Genomic DNA, 25,487 nt, shown 5'->3' with positions numbered 1-25,487 from the left:
GTCGCCGTCGCGTCCCGCGGTCTTCCGGAGTGGGGGCTGCCGCCTTTCGGGCGTGGCGGCAGCATTCCCGCGATGACGATGTCATCGCAGGAACGCCGCCGCGACGCCCGCATCAACAGGAACGTGCAGCCCCGTCGTGTGCGAGAAGTCGGACGTGCAGAGCGCGAACACGGCGTTGGCCACGTTCTCGGGGACGACCTCGCGCTTGAGGATCGTGCGCTGGGCGTAGAACGCGCCCAGGTCCTCCTCCTCGATGCCGTAGGTCTTGGCGCGGTTCGCGCCCCAGCCCGAGGCGAAGATGCCGGAGCCGCGCACGACGCCGTCGGGGTTGATGCCGTTCACCTTGATGCCGTGCTCGCCGAGCTCGGCGGCCAGCAGGCGCACCTGGTGGGCCTGGTCGGCCTTGGTGGCCGAGTACGCGATGTTGTTCGGTCCGGCGAAGACCGAGTTCTTCGACGAGATGTAGATGATGTCGCCGCCGAGCTTCTGGTCGACGAGCACGCGGGCCGCGGCCTTCGAGACGAGGAACGAGCCCTTCGCCATCACGTTGTGCTGGAGGTCCCAGTCGGCGACGGTGGTGTCGAAGAGCGACTTCGAGAGCGAGAGGCCGGCGTTGTTGACGACGAGGTCGAGCCCGCCGAAGGCGAGGACGGTGGCGTCGATCGCGGCCTGCACGGCGGCCTCGTCCGAGACGTTCGCGGCGAGTCCGATCGCGACGTCCGTCGATCCGAGCTCGGCCGCGGCGGCCTGCGCCTTGGCGAGGTCGAGGTCGGCGATGACGACGCAGGCACCCTCGGCGGCCAGGCGCGTGGCGATGGCCTTGCCGATGCCGGAGGCGGCGCCGGTCACGAGCGCGATGCGGGAGGCGAGCGGCTTGGGCTTCGGCATCCGCTGCAGCTTCGCCTCCTCGAGCGCCCAGTACTCGATGCGGAACTTCTCGGCCTCGTCGATGGGCGCGTAGGTCGAGATGGCCTCGGCGCCGCGCATCACGTTGATGGCGTTGACGTAGAACTCGCCGGCCACGCGGGCGGTCTGCTTGTTCGCTCCGTACGAGAACATGCCCACGCCCGGCACGAGGACGATCAGCGGGTCGGCGCCGCGGATCGCGGGGCTCTCGGGCGTCGCGTGCGCGTCGTAGTACGCCTGGTAGTCGGCGCGGTACGCCTCGTGCAGCGCGGGGAGGCGCTCGAGGATCTCCTCGACGGAGGCGGTCGACGGCAGGTCGACGAGCAGCGGCTTCACCTTCGTGCGGAGGAAGTGGTCGGGGCAGGAGGTGCCGAGCGCGGCCAGGCGCGGGTGCTCGGTGCTCGCGAGGAAGTCGAGCACCTCGGGGGAGTTGGTGAAGTGGCCGACCCGGGGGCTGTCGTGCGAGGCGATCGCGCGCAGGTGCGGGGCGAGGGCGGCGGCCTTCGCGCGGCGCTCCTCCTCGGGCAGCGCGGCGAAGCCGTCGAGGGCGGGGCCGAACGGCTCCGGAGCGCCGTGCTCGGCGATGTAGGCGGCCGCGGTCTCGATGATACGGAGCGAGTTCGCCTCCGCCTCCTCGCTCGTGTCACCCCAGGCGGTGATGCCGTGGCCGCCGAGGATCGCGCCGATCACTCCGGGGTTCGCGTCCTTGATGGCGGCGATGTCGAGGCCGAGCTGGAAGCCGGGGCGGCGCCACGGGACCCAGGCGACGGTGCCGCCGAAGGCCTCGGCGGTGAGCTGCTCGCCGTCGGCGGCGGTCGCGAAGGCGATGCCGGAGTCGGGGTGCAGGTGGTCGACGTGCGCGGCGTCGACGAGGCCGTGCATCGCGGTGTCGATCGAGGGGGCGGCGCCGCCCTTGCCGTGGAGTGTGTAGTCGAAGGCGGCGACCATCTCGTCCTCGCGGTCGAGGCCGGGGTAGACGTTCACGAGCGCACGGAGGCGGTCGAGGCGGAGGACGGCGAGGCCGGACTCGGTCAAGGTGCCGAGGTCTCCTCCGGAGCCCTTGACCCAGAGCAGCTCGACGGGCTCTCCGGTGACGGGATCGGTCTCGACACCCTTCGCGGAGGTGTTGCCTCCCGCGTAGTTCGTGTTCTTCGGATCGGCGCCGAGGCGGTTGGAGCGGGCGATGAGCTCCGCGGCGGTCGAGGACGAGGCCATGACTTCTCCGTCTGTCTGAACGAACTTGTTAAGTGTTACAGAAGCTAACAGGGTGCGAGGGTGTGGTCAATGACGCCGTCGCGCACAGCGGTCGACCGTTCCGGATGCGAGGTCCGTTCCTCCGCCTGATGATCGTTTGTGATCGAAAAGAGGAGTGACGCGCGGGGCACTTCCGCCCGATCGCCCCTCAGGTTCCGCGGATCCATTGCCTCCGCGCCGCCCCCTCGGTAGGTTCGCTGTGGATCACTTCGCGACATCGCTGTCGCTACGTGCGCACTACACGCCAGAAGTGATCAGAACCATTCTCCTACTCAAAGACGAGGCCTAGAGATGTCGATCCTCCCCCGCCCGGACCGTTCACCCGGCCGCGACGCCCGCGCGTCGCGCCGACACCGAGGGGGTGGACGTCGACTGCTCGCGCTCGGAGCGCTCGGCGCGCTCCTCGGCACCGCCGTCGTCCCCGCTCCGTCGGCCGAGGCGGCTCCCACCGTCCAGGCCGTCTCGGTCACCGGCGCCGATGTCGCGGCCGCCGCTCAGAGCCGCAACGCCCTGACCTTCAAGGGCTTCGGGATCCTCTCGGCGAACTCGACCAGCGCGCTGCTGCTGGACTACAAGTCGCAGCAGCCCGAGAAGTACTGGGAGCTGCTCGAGACGCTCTTCGGTGGAGCGCATCCGATCATGACCACGGTCAAGATCGAGATGGGCAACGACCGCAACACCTCGACCGGGCCCAACCCCTCCACGATGCGCTCGCGCGACGAGTACCCGAACGTGCTCCGCGAGCCCGGCTTCCAGCTCGCCGCCGACGCGCAGAAGATCGCGGAGGGCGACGTTCACGTCAGCCTGCTCCGCTGGAGCCGCCCCACGTGGGTGACGAGCGACGCGGACCAGTACGTCTGGTTCAAGAACTCGGTCCTCGCCGCGTACCGCGAGTACGGGGTCATGGTCGATTCGATCAACCCGGACACGAACGAGACCACGAACCCCAACCTGAACCTCTACAAGACGTTCTCGGGCTGGCTGCGCGGCGACACCACGGGCTACGTGAGCGCCAGCGCCGGCGACCCGAACAGCGGATTCGCCTCCGAGACCGAGAAGGACCTCTACCGCGCGATCAGGACCGTCGCGGCCGACACCGTCGGCACCCCGCCGACCTCGTTCGGCGACGCGCTCAACTCCACGACCGACTCCTCCCTCCGCGACGCGGTCGACGTCGTCGGGTTCCACTACTCCACCGCCGACGACGCCAACGGGAACCTGAAGAAGTTCGCGCAGACGTACGACAAGGAGATCTGGAACTCGGAGGGCCAGGCCACGTTCTCGAACTCGGCCGACCGCCCCAACAACACCAACGCGGACGGCCAGGGCGGCACCGGCACCGGCATGGGCGGGGGGAACGGCCCGCTCGAGATGAGCAACTGGGTCACCTCGGGCTTCGCCAAGTCGCTGCGGACGCTCAACATCTTCCAGCCCGCCATCGGCTCGTTCTACGACGGCTTCCAGTACTCCTCGAAGGAGCTCGTCAGCGCCCGCGACCCGTGGTCGGGCTGGCTCTACTACGACGGCGGACTCGCCGCCGTCGAGCAGTACACGCAGTTCGCCGAGCTCGGCTGGGAGAACGAGGACAACACCGCCGGCATCTGGCGCGGGATCCCGCAGGCCTCCGGCAGCGCCCTCGGCGGTGGCAACCCGCCCAGCGGCGCCTCGACCGGAGCATCCTCGTACACGACGCTCGCCGCTCCCGACGCGTCGGACTTCTCGACCGTGATGGTCAACGACAGCCCGTTCCCGAAGACCTACTCGATCACCGCGAGCGGTCTTCAGCTCGGGACCGACGCGACGATGGAGGTCTGGGAGACCCGTGCGGCGGACGCCGGCGAGGCCTACGACGCCAACTACGTCGTCCCCGTGCAGGAGCTCGCGGCCGACGCGGGCGGCACCTACACGGTGACCGTGAAGCCGTGGTCGACCGCGACCGCGACGACGCTCGACCACGCCTCGGCGTCGGCCGACGGATCGCTGACCGCGCGGGACGGCTACGGATCGCAGCTCCCGACCGCGCCGGAGTACACCGCTCCCGGCGGCGGCCGCGACGTCCTCGACACCGACGCGACCGGAGCCGTGAACGGCGTCAGCACCGACGCGACCCTCTACGCCGACGACTTCGACTACTCCGGAGCGCCCGCGATCCAGGACTACGACCCCGCCACCGGTGCGCTGTCGCCGTCCGACGAGAGCTTCCTCGGCAGCCGCGGCGCGAAGACGAAGCCCGCGGGCACGCCGGCCGTCCAGCCCGAGGACGACGGAGCGATCCCGCGCTACACGAACGACACCAACGGCGCGTTCGAGTCGGTGGCCACCGGCGACCCGGCCCGCGACCGCGTGCTGCGCCAGCAGATCGGCACCGGCATGAACGGCAGCGCCTGGAACCAGGGGGACCCCAAGACCACCATCGGCGACTACCGCTGGGCGAACTACCGCGCCTCCGTCGACGTGCTGTTCGAGGCCGGAGGGACGCCCTACGCGACCCTCGGCGCCCGCGAGCAGGGCGGCACGGCCAACGGCTCGAACGTCTCGGCGGCCGAGCTGAAGGTGGACGCGACCGGCGCCTGGAGCCTGCTGCGCTACGGCACCGCCGTCGCCTCGGGCAGGGCCTCCGACACTCCGGCCACGGCCTTCAGGACCGGCACCGGTGTCTGGAACACCCTCGCTGTCCAGGTGGCCGGCAGCGTGTACACCGCGTACCTCAACGGCGTGCAGATCGCGTCGTACACGGACGCGGCACCGCAGGCGGCCGGACGGGTGCAGCTCGGCTCCGCGTTCACCTTCACGCAGTTCGACGACCTGCGGATCGAGCGCGTCCCCGGATTCACGCCGTACTACACGTCCGTGATCGACGGCATGCACCAGACCAGCTGGGCCGACGTCTCGACCCCGGTGCTGCGCTTCGACTCGAAGTGGACGCACGTGAACGGCCAGGGCATGTTCGAGTGGCAGCGCACCGCGTCCAAGAGCACGGGCCGGGGAGCGTCGCTGACCTACACCTTCACGGGAACGGGCATCGACGTGCTCGGCTCCAACGACGGCTCGGCCCGACTGGACGCGATCGTCGACGGCGTGCAGGTGGTCGCGAACGCGCCGACCTGGGCGGCCGGCAGCGAGCGCACGACCTTCACCCTCCGCGGCCTGCCCGCGGGGGAGCACACGGTGACCCTCCGCACCGCGAACGACGCGGTGCTGAACGTCGACGCCGTCGGCATCGTGCCGGCCGGCACCGACTCCGGCGCCGTCGACACCGCCGCACTGCGGGCGGCGCTCGCCACAGCCGACGGTTTCGTGCAGTCGGAGTGGACCCCGCAGACGTGGGCGCCGTTCGCGAGCATCCGCGAGACGGCCCGCGCGGCCGTCTCCGGACCCGCCGCCGTCGGCCTCGACGCGGAGGGAGCGGCCGCGCAGGTCGCCCGTCTCGCCGACTCCGCCGCCCGGCTCGTCCCGGAGGGGGTCAGCAGCGACGTCCGCGACCTCGGTCTCGCGTCCCGCACCAAGGCCGAGGGGCTGCCGGCGACGCTGGTCGTCGACGGAGCCGAGCGGGCGATCACCTGGGACGCGAGCACCGCGCAGGCGCTCGCCACCGCGGCCGAGCTCGGAACGGCCATCGTCACCGGGCGCACCACCGAGAAGATCGCGTCGACCGGCGTCTACCAGCGCGTCACCCTGGCTCTGCTCGTCACTCCGGCCGACCTGCGCTACTTCATCGACTCCGGCGCCACCGGCACGGGCACCCCCTCCGCGTACTCCGCGGTGAAGGCGGCCCAGCCGGGCGTCCTGAACGGCGCGGCCGACCAGAAGTGGGACGGCACGACCGCCGGCAGCACCTGGGGCTACTCGACGACCTCCACCGGAGTCGTCGTCGGGGGCACCGCCGCCGACTGGGGGTCGTCCTACGTCCCGGCCGATTTCAACCGGCCGGTCGTCTACCACCTGACCCTGCCCGCGGGCACGTACGAGGTCACGACGGTCCAGGCTCCCCGGCCCGGGCTCACGACGAACCTCGCGTCGACGGTCACCGTCGGCGGCACCGCCAAGCGGGTCACCGCGGTCTCGACGGGAGCGGCGACGCCGATCTCGCAGCAGGTGACGCTGACGGCGCCCGGAGTGGTGGACGTGGCTCTGGGCACGGACGGCACCTCGGGCTACAACGCGCGCCTCGCCCTGGTGACCGTGCGCAGCGTGCCCCGCGACGTCGGGTTCCAGGGTGCGCTCAGCACCACGGCGGCCCTGCCCGCCACGGTCGTCCTCGACGGTGCGGCGACTCCGGTGACCTGGAGCGCCGACTCCGTCGCCGCGACCCGCACCCCCTACGAGGCGCTGACGGCCCGCGGCACCACCGCGGGCGGCGGCATCGTCGTCGCGAAGTTCGAGATCGTGCCCGACTCGCTCGTGTACTGGATCGACTCCGGCACCGCGGCGACCTCCTCGCCGCAGTACGCCGCGGTGAGCGGGTCGGTTCCGGGCCTCCGCAACGCTGTGTCGGACCGGGCCTCGACCGCCGCCGACCAGTGGGGCTACGTGGCCGACGGGACGCGCGTGAAGGCCGGCACGGACGTGAACGACAAGTACTCGACCGGGCTGTACCAGGACACGACACTGCAGGTGTACCGACTGCCGCTCGAGGCCGGGACCTACACGCTCACGGGCGGGTTCACGGAGTGGTGGGGGCTGAACCGCACGCTCAACCACACGGTCGTGGTCGGCGGTCAGGAGCTGGCGAAGGGCAACGTGCCGCTCTCGGCCACCACGCCCCGGCTCTCCGGAGACCTGACCTTCACGCTCGCGCAGGCGGGCACCGTGGAGTACCGGATCACGAACGAGGGGGCGGGGAGCGAGAAGCCCGTCGTCTCGTGGGTCGCGGTCGCGGCGGTCCCGTCCCCGCTGCCGGACCTGGGGCTGAAGGTCCAGAACCGGTGCGTCGCGGGCAAGGTCGTGCTGACGGTCACGGCGACGAACACGGCCGACGTGCCGGTGGACGTCGCGATGACCACGGCCTTCGGCACCAAGTCGTTCACGGCCGTCGCGCCGGGGAAGAGCGCGGTGGCGGCACTGACGACGCGCTCGGCGAGCACCGCGGCGGGCACGGTGGGAGTCGCGGTCTCCGCGACCGTCGACGGCAAGCCCGTCACGAAGCAGCAGTCGATCGACTACCCCGCCTTCCGCTGCTGAGCGGACGGCCCTGAGGGGGCGTCCCGGGACCCGCGCCGTTCGCCGGCGGTGGGCCTCGGGGCGCCCCTTCGGCGGTGGTGGGTCTCGATACGCCGCTCCGCGGCTACTCGACCAGCAGCAGCGGGGCGGGCGGCGCTCCCCTTGCTGATCGAGTAGGCCGCGGAGCGGCCGTATCGAGATCCGCGTTCACCGGGAGGCGGGTCGGCGGTGAGGGCTTCGATTCGCCCCTGCGGGGCTGCTCGACCAGCAGCGGAGGCAGGGCGGCAGCAGCAGGGCGGGCGGCGCTCCAGCTTGCTGATCGAGTAGGCCGCGGAGCGGCCGTATCGAGATCCGCGTTCACCGGGAGGCGGGTCGGCGGTGAGGGTCTCGATACGCCGCTGCGGGGGCTGCTCGACCAGCAGCGGGGGCGGGGCAGCAGCAGCAGCGGGGCGGGCGGCGCTCCAGCTTGCTGATCGAGTAGGCCGCGGAGCGGCCGTATCGAGATCCGCGTCCGCCGGGAGGCGAGTCGGCGGTGGTGGGTCTCGATACGCCCCTGCGGGGCTACTCGACCAGCAGACACGGGCTCCCTCGATCGTCCGGGGTTCCCTCGCGGGGGAGGGGCTAGGCGGAACGGGCGAGGAGGGCGCCCATGAGGTCGAGCTGGGCCGGGTCCTCGAGGGCGGAGCCGACGGCGGCGACGCGGACGCCGGCGTCGAGGTACTCCTGCAGGTTGCGGGCGTCGAGGCCGCCGGTCGCGACGAAGCGCACGCCGGGGAACGGGCCGCGGATGTGCTTGAACCAGCCGGAGCCGAGCCACGTGGCGGGGAACGCCTTCACCCAGGTGAGCCCGAGCGAGACCGCCTGCTGCACCTCCGAGGGCGTGGCCACTCCGGGGAGCAGCGGCAGTCCCTCCGCCTCGGCCGCGGCCACGATCAGCGGGTCGAGCCCCGGCGAGACCAGGTAGCCGGCCCCCGCCGCGCGCGCCACCGGGACCTGCTCGGCGCGCAGGATCGTGCCCGCGCCGACGGTCTTGCCGCGCTGCGCGCCCAGCCGGGCCACCTCGCGCAGGGCGATCTCGTCCTCCGCGGTCTGCAGCGGCACCTCGACGGAGTCGATCCCGAGGTCCCACGCGGTCGTCGCGAGCGCGATCGAGCGCTCCACGCCCATCCCGCGGAGGATCGCCATCAGCGGTGCTCCCGCGAAGACGGTGTCGAACGTCCGGGCCCACTCGGTGGCGGGTGCGGTCACGGTGGTCATCGTGCGGTCCTCTCGTCGACGGAGTCGCCCGACAGGGCGAGGGTGAGTGCGGCGCGGTCGTGCCCGCTGCGCAGGCGCTCGCCGAGGTCGGCGCCGAGCATCCGGGCCACGAGGTAGCCGCCGGCGAAGGCGTCGCCCGCGCCGACGGCGTCGAGCACCTCGACCTCGTGCGACGGCTCGAAGACCGTCTCGGAGCCCGAGAACACGGTCGCTCCGATGTGGCCGTCCTTCACCACGAGCTCCGCGACGCCGGGGAGCAGCGCGCGGACGTCGTCCGCGGTCGGCGTGCCCCAGAGGGTCTCGGCCTCGTCGCGGCCGACGAAGACGACGTCGGCGAGGCGGGCGAGCTCGGCGAGCGCGGGAGCCGCGTCCTCGGCGCTCCACAGGGCCGCGCGGTGGTTCACGTCCACGCTCACGGGGATCCCGAGCTCGCGGGCGCGCAGGGCGGCGCGGCGGAGGAACCGGTCGGCCGGCTCCGAGAGCGCGGCGGTGATGCCCGACAGGTGCAGCAGCGCGACCCCGTCGAACGGCGCCGCGTCGGCGTCCGCCTCGTCGAGGCGGGAGGCCGCCGAGCCGGAGCGGTAGTAGACGACGCCCCGCCCCGGGTCCTTCACGTACAGCCCGGTCGGGTGCTCCGGATCGGCGACCACGGAGGAGACGTCGATGCCGCGCGCGGACAGCTGGCGCAGCACGCGCTCGCCGAGCGCATCCGCCCCGAGACGGCTGTGCCAGCGGGCCGGCACTCCGAGGGCCGCCGCGTGCGCGAGCACGTTCGACTCCGCGCCGCCGGCGTCGACGAGGAACGCGCCCGCCTGCGCCACCGAGCCGTCCGTCGGCACGACCACGGCCATGGTCTCGCCCATGGCCAGCAGCACGCCGCGCGGAACGGCCGCTCCCGACGAGCTCACGCCAGGTCGGCGACCGGCGCCGGATCCATGTCGTCGAAGGCCTGGTTCTCGCCGGCCATCGCCCAGACGAACGAGTACGCCGCGGTGCCCACTCCGGAGTGCAGCGACCAGCTCGGCGAGATGATCGCCTGGCGGTCGGCGACCACGAGGTGGCGCGTCTCCTGGCGCTCGCCGAGGAGGTGGATGACGCGGGCCTCCTCGGGCAGGTCGAAGTAGAGGTAGCACTCGGTGCGGCGGTCGTGGGTGTGCGCGGGCATCGTGTTCCACATCGAGCCCTCGTGCAGCGTCGTGACGCCCATGACGATCTGGCAGCTGCGCACGCCGTTCTCGTGGATGTACTGGTTGAGCGTGCGGCGGTTGCTCGTCGACTGCTCGCCGAGCTCGCGCACGGTGCCCTCGCCCGGCGACACGAGCACCGACGGGTAGGCCGTGTGCGCGGGGGCCGAGAACAGGTAGAACTGCGCGGCTCCGTCGGCGTCCTCGAACGCCACCTTCTCGATCCCGCGGCCCAGGTACAGGCAGGCGCCGGTGACGAGGGTGTAGGTCTCGCCGTCGGCGGTCACGGTGCCGGTCCCGCCGACGTTGATGACGCCCAGCTCGCGGTGCTCGAGGAAGGTCTCGCTGCGGATCTCCTCGTAGCCGGTCAGCTCGAGCCGCTTGCCGGCGGGCGTCGCTCCGCCCAGCACGATGCGGTCGTGGTGCGTGTAGACGAGGCGGATCTCGCCCTCGACGAAGATCTCGGGCACGAGGAAGTGCGAGCGGAGGTCCTCGGTGGTCATCCCGGGGATCTGCGAGGGGTTGGTGGCGTAGCGCTGGTCCATGTCGGAGGCTCCTGTGTCGCGGGTGGGAGGGGTCATCGCACGAGCCAGCCGCCGTCGACGGGGAGCACGGTCCCGGTGACGTAGGCCGACGCGTCGGAGGCGAGGAAGACGAAGGCGCCCTGCAGGTCGGCGGGCAGTCCCCACCGCCCGGCGGGGACGCGGGCGAGGATCGCGGCGTCGCGCGCGGCGTCGGCGCGCAGGGCCGCGGTGTTGTCGGTGGCGAGGTAGCCGGGGGCGATCGCGTTGACGGTCACTCCGGAGGCGGCCCACTCGTTGGCGAACGCCTTCGTGAGTCCGGCGACGGCGTGCTTGGAGGCGGTGTACCCGGGCACCGTGATGCCGCCCTGGAACGACAGCATCGACGCGACGCTGATGATCCGGCCGGAGCCCTGCGCGATCATCCGACGGCCGGCCGCCTGCGTGAGGTGGAACACCGAGTCGAGGTTCACGCGGAGCACCTCGTCCCAGTCGCCGGCGCTGTGCTCGGCGGCCGGGGCGCGCTTGATGGTGCCGGCGTTGTTGACGAGCACGTCGATCCGCCCGAGCCCGTCGACGGCCTCGTCGATCGCCGAGTGCAGCTCGTCGGCGCTCGCCGCGGCGAAGTCGCGGCGGATCAGCACGACGCGGCGGCCGAGCGCCCTGATCGCCTCGGCCGTACCGGAGGCGTCGCCGCGGTCGATCAGGGCGATGTCGGCTCCGGCCTCGGCGAGGGCCAGGGCGGCTCCGCGGCCGATGCCCTTGCTGGTGCCGGTGACGACGGCGACGCGGCCGTCGAGTCGGAAGCTGTCGAGGATCATCGTCCTGCCTTTCGGAAGAGGGTCGTGAGCGAGCCGAGGCCGTCGACGCGCACGGTGACGGAGTCGCCGTCGGCCAGCGGCCTGTGCGCGGCGAGCGCGTCGGGCAGCTTCTGCGGGCTGCCGGTCGAGATCACGTCGCCCGGCTCGAGGGTGAGGCCCTCGCTGAGATGGTGGACGAGCGCCGCCATCGTGAAGACGAGGTCGGCGGTGCTCTGCGAGACGGTGATCCGCCCTTCCCGCTCGACCTCGACGCGCAGGTCCTGCGGGTCGGGCACGTCGTCGGGCGTGACGAGCCAGGGGCCCAGCGGAGCGAAGCCGTCGGAGCACTTGCCGAGGGTCCACTGGCTCGAGCGGCCCTGCCAGGTGCGCTCCGAGACGTCGTTCATCAACGAGTAGCCGCCGATGTGCGCGGCGGCCTCCTCGAGCGGGATGTCGCGGCCCGCGCGGCCGATCACGAGGGCGATCTCGCCCTCGTAGTCGACGTCGGAGGCGGTGGCAGGCAGGGTCACGGGGTCGCCGGGCGCCGAGAGCGTGTTCGGCGTCTTCACGAAGACGTCGGGAGTCGTCGGGACCGGCCGGTCCTCTCCTCCGCTGGGCACGTGGCCGCGGTAGTTGTAGCCGATGCAGAGGATCTTGCCCGGCACGACCGGCGGCAGCAGGCGCAGGGAGTCGAGTCGCGGGAGGTCGTCGCCGGACGCGGTCCCGGCGCGCTCGCGGGCGTCGGCGAGGAGCGCGTCGTCGGCGAGCAGGCCGCTCACGGGCAGCGCGCCCAGGTCGAGCACGCGGTCGCCGTCGACGACGACGCCGGTGCGGTCGCCGTCGGGCGAGGAGTAGCGGAGGAGTCTCACCAGTAGGGCCGCCAGTCCGGTCGCGAGGCGCGCACGAGCGCCTCCAGGTAGAAGTAGTCGCCCCAGAGGGTGCCCTCGTCGACGCCCACGTCCTTCGGCAGGTCGTAGACGCTGTGCAGCAGGACCGTGTCGGCCGACTCGGGGGTCGCGGGCGCGCAGTGCTCGATCAGGGCGGCGAGCAGCTCGTGCGCCGACCGGCGCCAGTGCTCGGCGCGCTCCTCGTCGCTCTCCACGGAGGCGAGCTCGAAGAGCCCGCAGACCGCGATCGCCGCCGCGGAGCTGTCGCGCGGGGCGTCGCTCCCGTCGGTGTAGACGAGGTCCCAGTAGGGCACGAGGTCGGCCGGGAGGTGCGCGAGGAAGTAGTCGGCGCACGCCCGAGAGGCCTCCAGCACGGCCGGGTGGCCCGAGACGCGGTGGTTCATGGCGAAGCCGTAGATCCCCCAGGCCTGTCCGCGGGCCCAGCAGGAGTCGTCGAAGGCGCCCTGCTCGGTGCCGCCGTGCAGCGGCTCCCCGGTCTCGGCGTCCCAGTAGAAGGTGTGGAAGGTCGAGTGGTCCGGGCGGAGGATGTGCGTGCGCAGCGCCTCGACGTGGCGCCGCACGGCCTCGGTCTTGTGCGCATCGCCCGTCTGCTCGGCCGCCCAGGTGAGCAGCGGCATGTTCATGAGGGAGTCGATGATGGTCCGTCCGCGCTGTGCGGGGTCGCGGAGGTCGCCCCAGGCCTGCACGATGCCCGCGTTCTCGAGGAACCGCGTCATCAGCACGTCGGCGGCGGCCAGGGCGGTCGAGCGGCCCAGCGGGTGCTCGAGCAGGCGCCACGGTGCGACGGCCGAGAGTGTGTAGAGGAAGCCGAGGTCGTGGGTGTCGAGGTCCTCGCCCTCGTCCAGGCGCCGGGCGAAGTCCTCGAGGTGGCCGGCGGCCGCGCCGCGGAACACCTCCTCGCCGGTGAGCTCCCACGCGATCCACTGCATGCCGGGCCAGAAGCTGGTGGTCCAGCCGCGGTTGGCTCCCGCCGCGAATCCGGCCGTCGCCGGGCGCAGCTCGTACCGGCCGTCGGTGGTGGTGTCGTTCGGGTAGGCGCTGCCGAACCGCTCGATCATGCGGCGCACGACCTCGAGCGCATCGGCCAGGGCCCGCTCCGTCGTCGTCCTCGCGGAGGACGGGTGGGTGGTGGTCATGACGGTCTGTCCTTCGTCGTGGCTCACGCGGCGACCGGCTGGTCGGCGGGGAGGGCGGGCAGGAGGGTGTAGCGCGCGTCGGCCCAGACGAGGTACAGGGCGGGCGCCGCCGAGACGCCGAGGGCGAGGGCCGGCGAGAGGGTGAAGAGGTACGCCTGGAACGCGAGGACCAGCAGCGACACGAGGGTCAGGTGCCAGCGGCGGGTGGCGAGGATCAGCGAGATCCGCAGGGTGCGCGGCAGCGCGGCTCCGGGGGCCTCGATCAGCGCGACCAGCACGACCGGGGCGGTGCCGACGACGAGCAGCACGACGATCAGGAGGAGCGGCACGACGACCACTCCGATCTGCGACGTCGAGAGGAACCGCACGTCGACCAGCGCGATCGCGGCGACCGCGGTGGCCCCCGCCGCGAGGGCCAGGGTGCGGCCCCAGCCCTGCCGCCAGGCGGCCCAGAAGGTGCGGACGACGCGGGTCCCGCCCCGGCCGTGCTCGCCGAAGACCGCGAAGGCTCCGCGGACGGCCGGCGCGCACAGCGGCAGGGCCGCCGCGAGCAGCGGCCACGACCGCGCGGGGTCGGTGGTGATCAGCAGCAGCACGAGCGGCAGGCAGCCGATCACGAGCAGCACGTTGGTCGTGAGGATCAGGTGGACGACGCCGAAGAGCGAGGCGTAGAGGCCGTGCGGGATGCGGCGCATGTCAGCCCTTCAATCCGCTGGTCGCGATGCCCTCGACGAAGTACTTCTGACCGAGCAGGAAGACCACGGCGATGGGGATCACCGAGATGACCAGGCCCGCGAACAGCAGCGCGTAGTTGGCGTCGTAGAGGGTGCTGACGAAGCTCTGCAGCCCGAGCTGGATCGTCCAGAGGTCGGGGTTGCGGAGGTAGATCAGCGGGCCGAGGTAGTCGTTCCAGGTGGCGACGAAGGTGAGCAGCGTGAGGCTCGCGATCGCGGGGATCGACAGGGGCACCATGATCCGGGCCCAGATGCCGTACTCGCTCAGGCCGTCCAGGCGCGCGGCCTCCGAGAGCTCCTCGGGGATCGTCTCGTAGAACTGCTTCATCAGGAACACGCCGAACGCGCCGAACGCCTGGATGAGGATGATCGCCCAGAGGGTGTTCGACACCTTCAGGTTCGACAGCAGGATGAACTGCGGGATCATGTACGACTGCCACGGCACCGCGATGGTGCCGATGTAGATCAGGAACAGCACGTCGCGACCCGGGAACCGCATCCGCGAGAAGCCGTAGGCCGCGAACGAGCCGGTGAGCACCTGCAGCACGGTCACGACGACCGCCAGGATCAGCGTGTTCCGGATCCAGGTGAGCATCCCGGACTGCGCCCAGATGTCGACGTAGTTGTTCCAGACCCAGGTGTCGGGCACCCACTTCACCGGCACCGAGAAGACGTCGTTCGGCGTCTTGAGCGAGCTCATGATCATCCAGAAGAACGGCAGCAGCAGCGCGGCCGCGGCGAGGATCATCACGGCGTAGCCGAGCAGGCGGCCCACGCGCGACAGGGTGGAGCGGCCGGCGGTCTTCCGACGGGGCGCGAGCGGCTCGTCGACGCGCGGCAGGACGGGAGCGCCCTCGGGGATCAGCAGTCCGGTCATCGGGACTCACTCCTTCTGTTGAGGAAGAACTGCACGAGCGTGACGACGATGCAGAGGAGGAAGAGGACCACCGAGGCCGCCGACGCGTAGCCGAACTGGTTCTCCTGGAAGCCCTTCTGGTAGATGAACTGCGAGAGCACGAGGGTGGCCTGGCCGGGCCCGCCCTGGGTCATCACCAGGATCAGATCGAAGATCTTGAACGAGTTGATGGTCAGCATCACGGTGACGAAGAACGTGGTCGGCCGCAGGCACGGGATCGTCACGTTGACGAAGCGCTGCCAGACGGACGCACCGTCGACGCGGGCGGCCTCGTGGAGCTCGCGCGGCACCGTCTGGAGGCCGGCGAGGAACAGGATCATGTAGTAGCCCATGTCGCGCCAGGTGCTGATGATGACGACGGCGGGCATCGCCCACTCCGACGACGTCAGCCACCCGGGCGGGCTCGAGAAGCCGACCGCGCGGAGGATCTCGTTGATCGGTCCGTACTCGGGGCTGAAGAGCAGGTTCCACACGACGGCGATCGCGACGATCGACGTGATGTAGGGGAAGAACGCGGCGGTGCGGAAGAACGCGACACCGCGGAGCTTGTTGTTGAGCAGCAGCGCGAGCCCGAGCGAGACGATCAGCGTCAGCGGGATGTGCAGCGCGGCGTAGTAGAGCGTGTTGGTCAGCGCGATGCGGAAGCTGCCGTCGCCGAGCAGGCGCTGGAAGTTCGCGAGCCCGACCCAGTTCGCCTGCCCGAACACGTTCCAGTCGGTGAGCGACATGTAGAAGAGCGTGATCACCGGCACGAGCGTGAGCGCCGCGAAGCCGAGGAAGTTCGGGAGGATGAAGGTGTACCCGATGAGGGTGTTCCTCACCGCGTACGCGGAGCGGCGCCGTTTCGGCGGCGGTGTCGACGTGCCGGCGTCGGCGGCGGCGAGGGTCGTCATGAGACCTCCAAGGTCTGGGCGGGGTTGGGGCTGAGGCTGTGCCGGGGTGGAGCGGAGGCGGTGGCCGGCCGGGGTCGGCCGGCCACCGCGGGGAGTCAGTCGGTGCCGACTTCGTTCTTCACGCGGTCGTCCGCCGACTTCACGGCGTCCTCGATGCTCGCGGAGCCCGAGAGGACCGAGGTGTGCAGGTCGAGCAGGATGTTCTGCACGGCCGCGGTCTTGGCCGAGGTGGGGTTCTCCGGCTTGGTGTCGTGCTCGGACCAGGCGGTCTTCGACAGCTCGTCGGTGGGTGCGCCCTCGACGGCGAAGTAGGCCTCGGCCACCGCGTCGCTGGTGAGCGCCGGGGTGATGCCGAGCGACGCGACGACCTCCGCGCCCTCCTCGCTCGCGGCGAACTCGAGGAACTCCTTGGCGGCGGCCGCCTTGGACTCGTCGATGTTCGCGTTGATGCCGAAGCCGGTCGGGTCGCCGAAGGTCACCGGGGTGTCGCCCTCACCGGTCGTCGACTCGTCGAACTGCGGGATCGGCGCGATGCCCCAGTTGAAGGTGTCGGAGTCGCCCGACTTCTGCTGGGCGATCAGCGACGCGACGAACCAGGTGCCCATCGGCATCATCGCGGCGTTCTGCTTGCCGAACTCGGCCTGGTAGGTGAGCTTGTTGGCGACGACGGTGTTGTAGTCGACCTGCGCGCCGGCGTCCTGCAGCGCGAGGACGCGCTCGTAGTACGGCTCGAGGTAGCTGTAGTCGCCGCCGAGGATGTCGACGTCGGGGGTCTGCGCGGCGGCGAAGCCCTGGACGGTCGACTGCCAGCTGTGGCCGTAGGTGCCGTTCGCGGTGCTGCCGGCGGCCGAGAGCGCGGTCTTCAGCGACTCGGCGTTCGACTCGTAGTCGTCCCAGGTCCAGGAGCCGTCGGGGTACGCGACGCCGGCCTGGTCGAACAGGTCCTTGTTGTAGAAGAGGACCCACGAGTCCTGGCGGTAGGGGGTCGCCCACTGCTTGTCGTCGACCTCGTAGGCCTCCGCTCCGCCGATGGAGTCGGGGATCTCGACGTCCGAGACGTCCATCAGCTGGCCGCCCGACTGGTAGGTCACGACGTTCTTCACGTTCTTCTGCGTGATGATGTCGGGCCCGCTGCCGGCCGCGAGGTCCGCGGTCATCAGCGTGTCGTAGTTGGTGGCGTCGTACTCCTTGACCTCGATCGTGACGTCGGGGTCCTTCTCGCTGAACGCGTCGGCCAGCGCCTGGAACTCGGGCGTCGTGCTCAGGCTCCAGCCCGAGAGCGACAGGGTGACGGGACCGTCGGCGGGGGCGGCGGCGTCACCGCCTCCTCCTCCCGAGCAGGCGGTGAGGGACAGGGCGGCGGCGAGGGCCACCCCCGTGACGGCGAATCTTCTCTTCATGCGTGCTGCTCCTTTGCATCGGCGTGCAGGACCCCACCTCGGGTCCGCGGGTACCGGAGCGGCCGTGCGGCGCCTCCGGAGTCTGTGAGGACGTGCTCGGTGACCAGGCCGTCGGGCCAGGTCGCGGACACGTGCAGGTCGTCGCCCTCGCGGGCGACCCGGACGGCGGCGGCGAGCGGCGCGTCCGCACCCGTGAGGGTGATCAGGGCGACGACGAGCTCGCCGGCGACGACGGGGACGCTCAGCACCGGCACCGCGACGCGGGGGCCGAGCGGGGAGGCGCCGTCGCGCTCGACGACGTCGGGGTCGACGTCGCCGCCCGACAGCAGGGTGATGGCGCTGGTCCGGCCGGCCGAGGCCGCCGTGGCTCCGGAGTCGTCCGCCGCGGTCGCCACGTCGTCACCGGCCGTCGCCCAGCCGCCGATCCGCAGGCGCAGATCCTCGGGTCGGACGTCGTCGGCGAGCGAGTCGACGCGCACGACCCGCAGCTCCCAGGGGCCGCGCACGAGCGAGTCGACGACCAGGTGCCCGGCGAGGCGGGCGCTGCCGGACAGTCCCTCGCCGTGCCGGTGCGAGGACGCCGCCGCCCGGATCCAGTGCGCGTCCCACGTCGATCCGGCGCGGCCGACGGAGCCGTCGATCGCGGTCCCCGTGCAGGTCATGCCGGTGCGGGCCGTGCCGGCGCCGGTCGCGTCCACGAGGGCGACGCTCTGCTCGAGCGGCTCGCTCCAGCCGCGCTCGTCGAGCAGCGGGGCCGCGGCCGTCGAGTAGCCCAGGCGGGCGTACAGCGGAGAGTCCGCCGAGACGGTGCCCTCGAGCGCCTTGTCGGTGCCGTGGTTGACCACGCGGACGATGCCGTCGTCGCGGGTCCCCGAGACGATCCAGCCGGGGGAGGCGATGCTCAGCAGCTCGTCGGAGCGCTCGATCGGCAGCGGCTCGGCGGGGGCGGACCACACGGGGTGGTCGGCCGGCAGGGCGATGCCGAGCATCCCCTTGACCGCCCAGTACGGCGATCCGGGTCCCGAGTAGGACTGGGCGAGCGTGCGCCACTCGTGGTGCCAGCCCATCGTGAGCACGCCCCGCTCGTCCGGAGCTCCGTGGTCGGCGAAGTGCGAGACGACGGCGCTCGCCGCGCGGCGGAGGGCGCCGGGCGAGTGCGAGGGCACCTCGGCCAGCACGCCGACCCAGAACGGGGCCGCGGCGGCGAAGCGGTAGATCAGGCTGCGGCCCTGCAGCAGCGGCGAGCCGTCACCGCCGGTCAGGGCGAGCGCGTCCGAGAGGTAGCGGTCGAGCTGCGCGGTGTCGTGCGCCCGGCGCCCGGCGGTGAGCTCCGCCGCGCCCTGCATCCGCGACCACAGCACGGGGTACACGTGCAGCGCCCAGCCCACGTAGTGGTCGAAGGCGCGCTCCACGCCGTCGGCCATCCAGCCGTCCTCGCGCACGAAGGAGTCGTGCCGGGCCAGGTCGGCGGCGATGTCCTCGGCCGACCACGCACCGCCGACCGAGCGGAGGAAGGTCTGGACGACGATCCGGAACCAGACCCAGTTGGTCTGCGGGTAGGTGTCGTCGCCGACGACGGGCTCGAGGTAGGCGATCACGCGCTGCTGCGTGAGGGCGTCGAGGCGGTCCCAGATCCAGGGGCGGGTGAGGTCGAGGACGAGGGCGATCGAGGCGGCCTCGACCTTCGCCTGCGCGTGCTCCTCGAGGCGGACCCAGCGGTCGGCGGCGTCGGGGTCGACGCCGGTCGCGATGCCGCGGGAGTAGAAGTCGATCAGGTGGTCGACGCCGACGCCCCGCTCGCCCGCGATGCGGAACCCGGCGAGGAGGAAGGTGCGGGCGAAGCCCTCGAGCCCGTCGACCGCGCGGCCGTAGCCGCCCTCGGCGCCCGGGAGGAGGATCCGGCCGTGGCCGTCGGACGCGTACTCCATCGCGGAGGAGAGGAGGGAGTCGGCGAAGCCGACCCAGCGGTCCCGCGACCAGTCGCCCTGAGGGTCCACCTCGTTCTCCTTCGAATCGATGCCGGCTCGCCCACCAGCGGGCCGAACAAATCAGAAGCGTACACAGCGAAAAGCGACACAGCAAGACGCCTGGTGCTGTTAAATGATCATTACCGATCGAGTGAGCCCACGCGTCACCGTCTGCGCGACGGGGCTCCTCCGGTTACCGCTACAAATGGACACATCGATCGGAGACCGGACATGAGCGATCAGACGCTGCCACGACCTCTTGCCGCGGAGCGGCGCGCGCACATCCTGACGACCCTCGCCTCGGAGGGAGCGGTGCGGATCTCGCAGCTCACGGAGGCGCTCGGAGTGGCCACCGTGACGCTCCGCCGCGACCTCGTCGACATGGAGCGGGAGGGACTGCTCAGCCGGGTGCACGGCGGTGCCGTCGCCCTCGCCTCCTCGGCCGAGACCCCCGCTCGCCTCGAGGCGACGCGGCGACGCTCGGCTCGATCGCCGTGCTGGTCCCGTCGCTCGCCTACTACTGGCCGGGCGTTCTGCGCGGGATGGAGAAGGCGGGGGAGCGCCTGGGCTACGAGGTGATCCTGCGCGGAGCCTCCTACGAGCTGCAGGACGAGCGCCCCGTCCTCGAGCGCCTCCTGAAGTCGGGGGACGTGCGCGGGCTCATCGTCGCGCCGAACACCGACACCGAGCACTCGGGCGAGGTCATCCGCTGGCTCAGCGACTGCTCGGTGCCCGTGGTGCTGGTCGAGCGCGACGTGACGCTCGAGCCCGAGGGCGACCTGCAGCTCGAGACGGTCACCACCGACCACGCGCTCGGCGCCGTACTCGCCGCGCGCCACCTCGCCGAGCTCGGGCACCGGAAGGTGGAGCTCGTGCTCTCCCGCTCCTCGCCCACCTCGCGGAAGATCACGGCGGGCTGGCTGCGCGCCTGCCAGTCGCTCGGCCTCACCCCCGCCGACCACTTCGAGCAGCTGCTGCCCGACCGCTCGAGCCCCGAGTTCTCGGAGGTCGTGAACGCGACGCTCGAGACCGCGCGGGCGACCGGAGTCACGGCGCTGCTCGTCCACTCCGACCCCGAGGCGATGGCGTTCGTCGATCTCGCGCTCAACCGCGGCATCTCGGTGCCGGGCGACCTCTCGGTCATCGCCTACGACGACGAGGTGGCGCGCCTGTTCACGCCCGCGTTGACCGCGGTGAGCCCGCCCCGCACCGAGGTGGGCGAGGCGGCGGTGCGCCTCCTGGTCGACCGGATCGAGAACCCGCGCCGGTCGATCTACCGGATCCAGCTGAACCCCGAGCTCATCGTCCGCGACTCGACGGCGGCGCCGACCCGCCGCTGACGCCGGCGGTGCGCGGACGGGGATCTCGATACGGCCGCTCCGCGGCCTACTCGATCAGCAGGGGGCGCAGGTGACCCCGGCGGGTGACTGGGTCACGGGCTTCGCGCCGGAGCACTACCACCGCCACGATGACGACCGCCTCACCATCCAGGCGGGCGGCCGCGTGGAGCCGGACGTGAACGCGGAGCGCGCTCTGATTAACGCGGAGCGCGCTCTGATTACCGACTACCGCGCGGCGCTCGCGGGCGACGCCAACACTCTGAACTCCCTGCGGCTGAGGAGTGGAAGCGCGACATCGACCCGGCCGCATTCCAGGACTACCGGGTACAGACCTCGATCGACCGGACCGACACCGGCCAGGTTTCCACACCGGACCCCGCGGCCGTCGCTGCTGCGCGAGCGGGCCTCGTGGACGATTGGAAGAACGCGGAAGCTCCCGAGCGTGCTCGAGCGGGAGTAGAGGTCACGGAGGCGCAACGCCTCATCGCAGAAACCGACAGGCTCGACCGCGCGAACGACGCCCGCGGCCGGGACGCCGCCGCTCGAGAAACCACCGGCGCATCCGACGTCGACAACGGCCGCGCGGAGATGGCTGCACAGTTCGAAGCGCGCGCGAACCACTAAGACCGTGACGCCACGGCCGGCGGCACCGAGCACGCCACGCCGGACGAGCTACGCGAGCTGGCCGCGGACGCCCGCGCGCAGGCGCAGCTCTTCCGCGATCCCGCCCCCACGGAGCGCCAGGGGACCGCGCAGGGCGCCAACGGCGCCAGGACCGACACCACGCCTCCCGCCACCGATCCTCTGCGAGCCGCGAGGCGGGGGAAGTCGCGTACGACAGCTCGGAACGTCGGCACGCAACCGTGCAGGCGATGGAGTCCAAGGGCGTCCCGCCGCACCTGATCGAGGCTCGGATGAGCGCCGACAGCGCGCACGCGACCCCGGCCAGCTCCGCGGTGACGTCGAAGGCGGCCACGAGCACCGTCCCAGCGACGCGCCGAATCCGCGGCCAGGGTCAGGGCGCCGACCGAGGCGACCTCAGCCGATAGAGGCACGCCGGGCATGCAAGAAGGGGAGCACCGATCGGTGCTCCCCTTCTCTGTTGCCCACTCATCCGCGTCCTAGGCCAGGGTCCTCGGTGTAGATCGGCAACTATATATACAGGTCACCATTATCGGATAACCCAGAGACTGAGCCCAGCATCTCCCGCACGAGCGCGCTTCAGTTCTTATAAATCAGGAGAGATGGTCATACGTGGCCGGGATGCGATCTCATAAGCCAATCCCCGCAAATCACTTTGATAGGTGAAATGCTCGGCCATGTTGGCGCCTGGCCGGACCGCGCATACTGTGTCAAATTCGTGGCATATTGAAGTGGTGACAGAGGTGATCGAGGCTGGTAGAACTGGTGTGCCGATCAACAAGGACCAGGAGCCGACGCTGGCGTCGAGGACAAGGCTAGGAGGCGTAGCTACGAGCTGGTCTTCTACTACCGGCATTGCGCTCCAAAAACTTTCCTGCTGATCGAGATTCCGAGCAGGGTCAGATATGAGTCCGACTGCAGCAATTTGCTTCAGGACTGGGGAGTCATCGTCGCCAAGCTCTTGCAGTGCTTTGTGAGTGGATAGAGCTCCTTGTGAGTACCCAAGAATGACGTACCTCGTTTTATCTCCACAATCCGCATACTCTCTCTCGAGCCGCGACTTTAGTTTATCAACACCGTCGTAGATACTGTTCCAGAACGTGAATACGTCCCCGTGGTGTTCATCAACGACCGGTACATCTTCCGCCTGATACTGAATCGCGACCCTCTTTATGAGACCGGAGGTAACTCCCATCTGAGTCTCGATGTGCTGCAGGGTCGTCGCGTTTAGGTCGCCAAAGCCGTCCGATTCACCTTCAAACGTCGGCTTCGACCATCCATCGTCGGAGCCGAGCCAAATCCCTCTTGGCGCCTCCCCTGATCCTCGCAACCCAAATGCCGTGAGCGCCGGGCAGTACTCCGCGGTATCATTGGGTACTGGTTGAGGCTCGCCTATTGCCGGCCTCGGAATTGTTTCCCACCCCTTCCAAGGGATGTAATCAACGCCCCTGCCTTCGATGTCGGTCTTGGAGGGACCGGAGGGCGAACCCCAGTCGCTTTCTCGCGCATCGACGTAAGCGTTCCCCTCAGTCCGTACGGCAACAGCATTCTGAACGAATGATCCCCGCATCCATACTTTTGCTTCGCTATAGACATTAAGACCTACCCGAGCGTGCCTTATTTCCGTGTTGCTAAGGTTCACTTCCGCGCCGGCCGCGGCACTTAGGCCTTGCCAACACTGTGGATAGTTATAGTATTCAGACCCTGGTTCGCACGTCAAGACCACTGGACTTGTAGAGGTTCCTTCGCTTATAAACCTACCATTGGCGCCAATGTACAACCCGGAGCGATCGTAAAGCGTATTGACGAACTTCATAGTTGCTCCAGCTTGCACCGTTAGAGAAGAATCAAAAACTTGGAAATAATCCCCCGATTCTCCAAAGAGATATCCGTTGCCGGCGGGGATCGTCCAGTCTTCGACAAGGCGCCCTTTCAGCACAAAGGGTGACGACCCGACGACTTTGGTTCCGCTGAAAGTAGAAGGCTGCAACTGGTAATCAGTAATTTCAATAGCCCCGCCAAAGCCGTTCTTTACGGCAGCCCCGTCATCATAGACAGTGTTTCTTTGCGCTTCAATCGGCGCTATTGTTGCTGGGTCCCAGTAGTAGGGCCTCCAGCCCGAATTGATGGAGAGTCTTTCGAAGGTATTGTCAGTTATGACTATTTCTTTGTAGTCATACTCTTCCTGGTAGATAGTGCGGTTGGACCAATCTCTCTTCGCAGAGACCCAGGGGACATTTGATTTGGTCAAGGAGAACATCTTCGCATTATCGGAGATGATATATCCTTGGTCCTGAATTAGGTTAGTAATCTCGACGCGAGCGCGCGGCTCAACTTCGATACTCGGAGCCCACCAATCTCCTACGTCAATAAACTTAATTTTGACGGGATTTGTGTTCGTTCCAGCTATTTTGAGGGAGCCTTGAACGACGAAGCGATCCACGCTCTCGATAGAAGTTCCAGCCTGGATAGTGAGGGTCGCGCCGGGTTCGATATAGAAGCGCCCGTCCCAGACCTCTTGGAGGACGTATGGATAGTCGGGTGTCCAGGTAGTGTCAGCGGAAATCGGTCCGGAGACCAGTATCTTGGGCTGAATGAGTATCTCGCTGGTTGAGACTTTCGCTGTAGTTGCGTATCCGGTTTTGCTGGCTGTGACAGTGACACCGATGTTTGCGCCTATGTCGGCTCGCGTTGCGATGTAGGTGGATGAAGTCGCGCCGGCGATCGCTATACTATTCCGAGTCCATTGGTAGGCGAGGCTAGTAGGCGTGGGCTTCCATGTACCGGCGTGCGAGAATAATGTGGAGCCAGCCATAGGCGTCCCGCCCATGCCGAGGCTGGGCTGCGGCGCTGTCGTAAAGGTCGCCATACCCTCTGAGGCAATTGCTGCGGTCGCAGCGCTCGTTTTCGTGGTGGTGGTGTAGCCGGTTTTGGTTCCGGTGACGGTGACCGTCAGGGTGGCGCCGACGTCGGCGGTGACAGGCTTGTAAGTCGATGCGGTCGCTCCGGTGATCGCGGTGGAGCCGCGCTTCCACTGATACGTGAACGTCGGGACCGGGTTCCACGTCCCTGTGTTCGCCGTCAGAGTTGAACCCACGCTCGCCGTGCCCGTGATCGTCGGTGTCGGTGCGGCCGTGAACGCCGTCGCCGCAGCAGCTTTGATCGCGGCCGTCGCGAGAGAGGTTTTGGAGGTGGTGGTGTAGCCGGTCTTAGTGCCGGTGACGGTGACCGTCAGGGTGGCGCCGACGTCGGCGGTGACAGGCCTGTAAGTCGATGCAGTCGCTCCGGTGATCGCCGTGGAGCCGCGCTTCCACTGATACGTGAACGTCGGGACCGGGTTCCACGTCCCTGCGTTCGCCGTCAGAGTCGAACCCACGCTCGCCGTGCCCGTGATCGTCGGTGTCGGTGCGGCCGTGAACGCCGTCGCCGCAGCAGCTTTGATCGCTGCGGTCGCTGCGGAGATTTTCGTGGTGGTGGTGTAGCCGGTTTTGGTTCCGGTGACGGTGACGGTCAAGGTGGCGCCGACGTCGGCGGTGACAGGCTTGTAGGTGGATGCAGTCGCTCCGGTGATCGCGGTGGAGCCGCGCTTCCACTGATACGTGAACGTCGGGACCGGGTTCCACGTCCCTGTGTTCGCCGTCAGAGTCGAACCGACCGACGTCGTCCCCGTAATCGTTGGGGTTGGTGCAGCAGTGAACGCGGCCGGCGCTTTGATCGCCGCTGTCGGTGCGCTTGTCTTGGGGGTGGTGGTGTATCCGGTCTTCGTGCCGGTCACGGTGACAGTCAGGGTCGCACCGACATCGGCGGTGACGGGCTTGTAGGTCGACGCGGTCGCGCCGCTGATCGAGGTGGTCCCCCGTTTCCACTGATACGTGAACGTCGGAACCGGATTCCACGTCCCCGAATTCGCCGTCAACGTCGCCCCCACCGTCGTCGACCCCGTGACTGTCGGGACCGGTGCAGCAGTGAACGCGGCCGGCGCTTTGATCGCCGCCGTCGCGAGAGAGGTCTTGGAGGTGGTGGTGTAGCCGGTCTTAGTGCCGGTGATAGTGACAGTGAGGGTCTTGCCGACGTCGGTCGTGATGGGCTTGTAGGTTTTCGCGGTCGCCCCGGTGATGACGGTGGTTCCCCGCTTCCACTGATACGTGAACGTCGGCACCGGGTTCCACGTCCCCTGGTTCGCCGTCAGAGTCGAACCGACCGACGTCGTCCCCGTAATCGTCGGCGTCGGCGCCGTCGTGAACGCCGTCGCCGCAGCCGCCGGGGCTGCAGGTAGCGCGGTCAGAACGAGCGCTATGAGCAGGAGCATCGCAATGCGGGCACGCGAGGAGAGCTTGGGCAGCATCGGGAACCAATCGAGGATGTGACAGGGACCGCAACATCGCTCGGGAGGACGGAAGAGGAGCAACCCATACCGCCCGGTTGAGAAGCGGCTCATTATCTCTACAGCTTGAACTGCTCCGCTATCA

General features: G+C 69.7%; 17 protein-coding genes. 4 read left to right on the top strand and 13 right to left on the bottom strand.

The genetic code is table 11. The features are described 5' to 3' along the window. Positions 1-81: 81 nt before the first annotated feature. Entirely contained in the window at positions 82-2,121 is a 2,040-nt protein-coding gene (locus C1I63_RS02685) for a bifunctional aldolase/short-chain dehydrogenase (protein ID WP_107573671.1), read from the bottom strand. Positions 2,122-2,451: 330 nt separating this feature from the next. Between C1I63_RS02685 and C1I63_RS02680 the strand changes: the two genes are divergently transcribed. Then, entirely contained in the window at positions 2,452-7,341 is a 4,890-nt protein-coding gene (locus C1I63_RS02680; RefSeq protein ID WP_107573670.1) for a hypothetical protein, read from the top strand. Between the two features lie 600 nt (positions 7,342-7,941). Here the strand turns inward: C1I63_RS02680 and C1I63_RS02675 are convergent. The 11 genes from C1I63_RS02675 to C1I63_RS02625 form a co-directional block, all read right to left on the bottom strand. Then, entirely contained in the window at positions 7,942-8,577 is a 636-nt protein-coding gene (locus C1I63_RS02675) for a bifunctional 4-hydroxy-2-oxoglutarate aldolase/2-dehydro-3-deoxy-phosphogluconate aldolase (RefSeq protein ID WP_107573669.1), read from the bottom strand. Then, positions 8,574-9,485 (bottom strand): sugar kinase, encoded by a 912-nt coding sequence (locus tag C1I63_RS02670; RefSeq protein WP_244906959.1) that lies wholly within the window; start codon positions 9,483-9,485, stop codon positions 8,574-8,576. The genes C1I63_RS02675 and C1I63_RS02670 overlap by 4 nt, the downstream gene beginning before the upstream one ends. After that, entirely contained in the window at positions 9,482-10,342 is an 861-nt protein-coding gene (gene kduI / locus C1I63_RS02665; RefSeq protein ID WP_244906958.1) for a 5-dehydro-4-deoxy-D-glucuronate isomerase, read from the bottom strand. The genes C1I63_RS02670 and kduI overlap by 4 nt, the downstream gene beginning before the upstream one ends. After that, positions 10,339-11,103, bottom strand: a complete 765-nt coding sequence (gene kduD / locus C1I63_RS02660; protein WP_211315551.1) for a 2-dehydro-3-deoxy-D-gluconate 5-dehydrogenase KduD — start codon at positions 11,101-11,103, stop codon at positions 10,339-10,341. Before kduD ends, kduI begins: the two co-directional genes overlap by 4 nt. Beyond that, positions 11,100-11,951 carry a fumarylacetoacetate hydrolase family protein gene (locus C1I63_RS02655; RefSeq protein WP_107573667.1) on the bottom strand — a complete coding sequence of 284 codons (852 nt, stop codon included), beginning with the start codon at positions 11,949-11,951 and terminating at the stop codon, positions 11,100-11,102. Before C1I63_RS02655 ends, kduD begins: the two co-directional genes overlap by 4 nt. After that, positions 11,948-13,126 carry a glycoside hydrolase family 88 protein gene (locus C1I63_RS02650; protein ID WP_107573666.1) on the bottom strand — a complete coding sequence of 393 codons (1,179 nt, stop codon included), beginning with the start codon at positions 13,124-13,126 and terminating at the stop codon, positions 11,948-11,950. The genes C1I63_RS02655 and C1I63_RS02650 overlap by 4 nt, the downstream gene beginning before the upstream one ends. A gap of 23 nt (positions 13,127-13,149) precedes the next feature. Next, on the bottom strand, positions 13,150-13,821 hold the full coding sequence (locus C1I63_RS02645; protein ID WP_107573665.1) for a DUF624 domain-containing protein: 672 nt from the start codon (positions 13,819-13,821) through the stop codon (positions 13,150-13,152). A gap of 1 nt (position 13,822) precedes the next feature. Then, entirely contained in the window at positions 13,823-14,737 is a 915-nt protein-coding gene (locus C1I63_RS02640) for a carbohydrate ABC transporter permease (protein ID WP_055789503.1), read from the bottom strand. Further along, complete coding sequence (locus tag C1I63_RS02635; RefSeq protein WP_107573664.1) at positions 14,734-15,669, bottom strand: carbohydrate ABC transporter permease; 936 nt, start codon at positions 15,667-15,669, stop codon at positions 14,734-14,736. Before C1I63_RS02635 ends, C1I63_RS02640 begins: the two co-directional genes overlap by 4 nt. A 95-nt stretch (positions 15,670-15,764) precedes the next feature. Then, on the bottom strand, positions 15,765-17,069 hold the full coding sequence (locus tag C1I63_RS02630) for an extracellular solute-binding protein (protein ID WP_107573663.1): 1,305 nt from the start codon (positions 17,067-17,069) through the stop codon (positions 15,765-15,767). Further along, positions 17,066-19,066, bottom strand: coding sequence for a DUF2264 domain-containing protein (locus tag C1I63_RS02625; RefSeq protein ID WP_107573662.1), 2,001 nt, complete (start codon positions 19,064-19,066; stop codon positions 17,066-17,068). The genes C1I63_RS02630 and C1I63_RS02625 overlap by 4 nt, the downstream gene beginning before the upstream one ends. A gap of 201 nt (positions 19,067-19,267) precedes the next feature. On the opposite strand from C1I63_RS02625, the gene C1I63_RS02620 reads away from it, so the two are divergent. The 3 genes from C1I63_RS02620 (at position 19,268) to C1I63_RS19360 (ending at position 21,000) form a co-directional block, all read left to right on the top strand. Then, complete coding sequence (locus tag C1I63_RS02620; protein ID WP_107573661.1) at positions 19,268-19,615, top strand: DeoR family transcriptional regulator; 348 nt, start codon at positions 19,268-19,270, stop codon at positions 19,613-19,615. Further along, complete coding sequence (locus C1I63_RS02615) at positions 19,531-20,376, top strand: LacI family DNA-binding transcriptional regulator (RefSeq protein WP_170116296.1); 846 nt, start codon at positions 19,531-19,533, stop codon at positions 20,374-20,376. The genes C1I63_RS02620 and C1I63_RS02615 overlap by 85 nt, the downstream gene beginning before the upstream one ends. Before the next feature lie 408 nt (positions 20,377-20,784). Next, positions 20,785-21,000, top strand: a complete 216-nt coding sequence (locus C1I63_RS19360) for a hypothetical protein (protein ID WP_146168350.1) — start codon at positions 20,785-20,787, stop codon at positions 20,998-21,000. A 604-nt stretch (positions 21,001-21,604) separates the two neighbouring features. Here the strand turns inward: C1I63_RS19360 and C1I63_RS02605 are convergent. Next, complete coding sequence (locus C1I63_RS02605; protein WP_170116295.1) at positions 21,605-25,363, bottom strand: cutinase family protein; 3,759 nt, start codon at positions 25,361-25,363, stop codon at positions 21,605-21,607. Between the last annotated feature and the right edge of the window lie 124 nt (positions 25,364-25,487).

It is taken from the genome of Rathayibacter caricis DSM 15933 (assembly GCF_003044275.1).
GTDB classification, from domain to species: domain Bacteria; phylum Actinomycetota; class Actinomycetes; order Actinomycetales; family Microbacteriaceae; genus Rathayibacter; species Rathayibacter caricis.
The sequence above is the reverse complement of the archived record's forward strand: the minus strand, read 5'-3'. Positions and strand labels throughout refer to the sequence as shown.

Coding starts and splice junctions, on each gene's coding strand:
- C1I63_RS02675 (WP_107573669.1), bottom strand. CDS start 8,577: ATGACCACCGTGACCGCACCCGCCACCGAGTGGGCCCGGACGTTCGAC.
- C1I63_RS02620 (WP_107573661.1), top strand. CDS start 19,268: ATGAGCGATCAGACGCTGCCACGACCTCTTGCCGCGGAGCGGCGCGCG.
- kduI (WP_244906958.1), bottom strand. CDS start 10,342: ATGACCCCTCCCACCCGCGACACAGGAGCCTCCGACATGGACCAGCGC.
- C1I63_RS02635 (WP_107573664.1), bottom strand. CDS start 15,669: ATGACGACCCTCGCCGCCGCCGACGCCGGCACGTCGACACCGCCGCCG.
- C1I63_RS02685 (WP_107573671.1), bottom strand. CDS start 2,121: ATGGCCTCGTCCTCGACCGCCGCGGAGCTCATCGCCCGCTCCAACCGC.
- C1I63_RS02645 (WP_107573665.1), bottom strand. CDS start 13,821: ATGCGCCGCATCCCGCACGGCCTCTACGCCTCGCTCTTCGGCGTCGTC.
- C1I63_RS02650 (WP_107573666.1), bottom strand. CDS start 13,126: ATGACCACCACCCACCCGTCCTCCGCGAGGACGACGACGGAGCGGGCC.
- C1I63_RS02630 (WP_107573663.1), bottom strand. CDS start 17,069: ATGAAGAGAAGATTCGCCGTCACGGGGGTGGCCCTCGCCGCCGCCCTG.
- C1I63_RS02680 (WP_107573670.1), top strand. CDS start 2,452: ATGTCGATCCTCCCCCGCCCGGACCGTTCACCCGGCCGCGACGCCCGC.
- C1I63_RS02605 (WP_170116295.1), bottom strand. CDS start 25,363: ATGCTGCCCAAGCTCTCCTCGCGTGCCCGCATTGCGATGCTCCTGCTC.
- kduD (WP_211315551.1), bottom strand. CDS start 11,103: ATGATCCTCGACAGCTTCCGACTCGACGGCCGCGTCGCCGTCGTCACC.
- C1I63_RS02640 (WP_055789503.1), bottom strand. CDS start 14,737: ATGACCGGACTGCTGATCCCCGAGGGCGCTCCCGTCCTGCCGCGCGTC.